Raw genomic sequence first — 1,416 nt, forward strand, 5'->3', positions numbered from 1 at the left:
GTCCAGGGCATGGGTGGCGATCAGCAGCGCGACGGTGAACCCGATGCCGGAGACCGTGCCGACCCCGAGGACGGCGATCCACCCGACGGGCGGCCGGAACCGGTTACCGCTCAGCCGGGCCACCAGCCACGCGGTAAGCAGGATCCCAGCCGGCTTGCCCACGACGTACGCCACCACGACGCCGAGCGTGACCGGGGAGGCCACGGCCCTGGCCAGCAGGTCGGCGTCGATCACGATCCCGACGTTGGCCAGCGCGAACAGCGGCACCACCAGGTAGCTGGCCCACGGGTGGTAGAGCGTCTGCAGCCGCTCGTTCGGCGACAGCGCGGCGGTGAGCCCGGCTCGCGCCATGCGGGCCAGTTGCGGGGTGGGCTGTTCCCGGAAGAGGCGGAACTGGTCGCTGGCGTGTTGCAGGTCGCTGCGGCCGGGGGCGTACGCGTAGGTCAGCAACCCCATGACCAGGCCCACCGCCACCGGATCGACGCCGGACATCGAGACCGCCAACCAGGCCGCCACCCCCAACACCCCGTAGACCGGCCCGAAGCGCACACCCCACGCCCGGACGAGCAGGACGACGCCGAAGATCACCGCCGCGACGACCAGCGCCGTCACCGAGGGATGGTGCGGGTACGCGACGGCCAGCACCGCGATCGCCACCACGTCGTCGACGACGGCGACGGTCAGCAGGAAACCCCGCAACCGTTCCGAGAAGCGCGGCCCGAAGACGGCCAGAGCCCCGAGCGCGAGCGCCGTGTCCGTGGCCATCACCGCGCCCCACCCCGCGGCGGTGGTCCGCCCGGCGTTGATCGCGAGATAGATCGCGACCGGCACGAGCATGCCACCGATCCCGACCAGCATGGGCAACGCCAGGCGACGCCGCTCCCGCAACTCGCCGATGTCGAACTCGCGGCGCAACTCCAGCCCCGCGACCAGGAAGAAGAACGTCATCAGGCCGCTGTTGATCCAGGTACGCAGGTCGTGCGACACGGTCCAGCCGCCGAGCTGGATCGACAGGGAGGTACCCCAGACCGACTCGTACGACGACACATGCAGATTCGCCCAGCCGAGAGCGGCCAGCGCGGCGATGAGCACCACCCGCGCGCCGCCGGTCTCGGTGCGCAGGAACCGGCGCAGCGGAGCGTTGATCCGCCCCTGCCAGGCCGTTCGGCTGGTCCAGCCCCGGCGCATGTTGTCGCTCGTCACGGGGACAATCTTCGCCGACCCGACCGTCACACGGCCCCGATTGCCACTCCTCCCCGCCGAAGACGACCGCGCGCGCTCACCCCTCCCCCACTGCGCCGATCTTGCGCTTTCGGTGGTCGGGTTGCGGGCTTCCGTGTCATTTGTCGCGACAGAAAGTGCAAGATCGCGCGGGGAGGGCGGCGACCTTGGCGGGCATGCACGCAGCGACACCGG

General features: G+C 71.0%; 1 protein-coding gene. It reads right to left on the reverse strand.

Going from position 1 to position 1,416, the window contains the following annotated elements; all coding sequences use genetic code 11:
• A partial coding sequence (locus KBX53_RS32830) for a Na+/H+ antiporter NhaA (RefSeq protein ID WP_210863744.1) occupies positions 1-1,203 on the reverse strand: 1,203 nt, incomplete at its 3' end.
• Between the last annotated feature and the right edge of the window lie 213 nt (positions 1,204-1,416).

The organism is Micromonospora sp. M51, from assembly GCF_018070305.1.
Lineage (GTDB): Bacteria > Actinomycetota > Actinomycetes > Mycobacteriales > Micromonosporaceae > Micromonospora > Micromonospora parva.